Source organism: Campylobacter sp. 2018MI13 (genome assembly GCF_018501135.1).
In the GTDB taxonomy this organism is placed as follows: domain Bacteria; phylum Campylobacterota; class Campylobacteria; order Campylobacterales; family Campylobacteraceae; genus Campylobacter_E.
On record NZ_JAHCZC010000225.1, the window covers coordinates 1 to 447 of the forward strand.

The 447-nt window shown below is 64.9% G+C and carries 1 protein-coding gene; it reads right to left on the reverse strand.

What is annotated here, in order from left to right; genetic code table 11:
• A partial coding sequence (locus KJQ99_RS11355; RefSeq protein ID WP_214150716.1) for a cob(I)yrinic acid a,c-diamide adenosyltransferase occupies positions 1-353 on the reverse strand: 353 nt, incomplete at its 3' end.
• Positions 354-447 lie beyond the last annotated feature (94 nt).

The following is a 447-nucleotide window of genomic DNA, read 5'->3' on the forward strand; positions in this document are numbered from 1 at the left end:
CGCCATCCTTCCCGGGCGGCCGCCTCAGGGTTCTCCGCAGCATCAAAGGATCGTGTCCAAGACCACCCGGTACCCATCACCTCCCAGGTGACCGGCCCTCCGACGCCGATCTCCTCATGCAGCTGTCCGAGCGCCCGAAGAGCATCTTCCTCACCGACGTGCCAGCGCCCGGATTTCACGAACTGAAAGACCCCAACTCGCCATCCCTGATGCCAGGCACGCAGGGCGGTTCCCATAGCCGCCGTCGTTTTCCCCTTACCCTCACCGGTGTTAACCACCAGCACCGGGCGTAATCGCCGCTGCCTCGTGGACAGTCCGTCGTCGGGTTCGGCACTAGTGCGCGCGTGCGGCATGGATGACCTCCTTCGGGTCCGCGCCCTTGGTACCGCGGCGTTTCCGCGACTTGACTTACGGGATAGACCTGGCTTGCGCTGGGACGCTCACAGT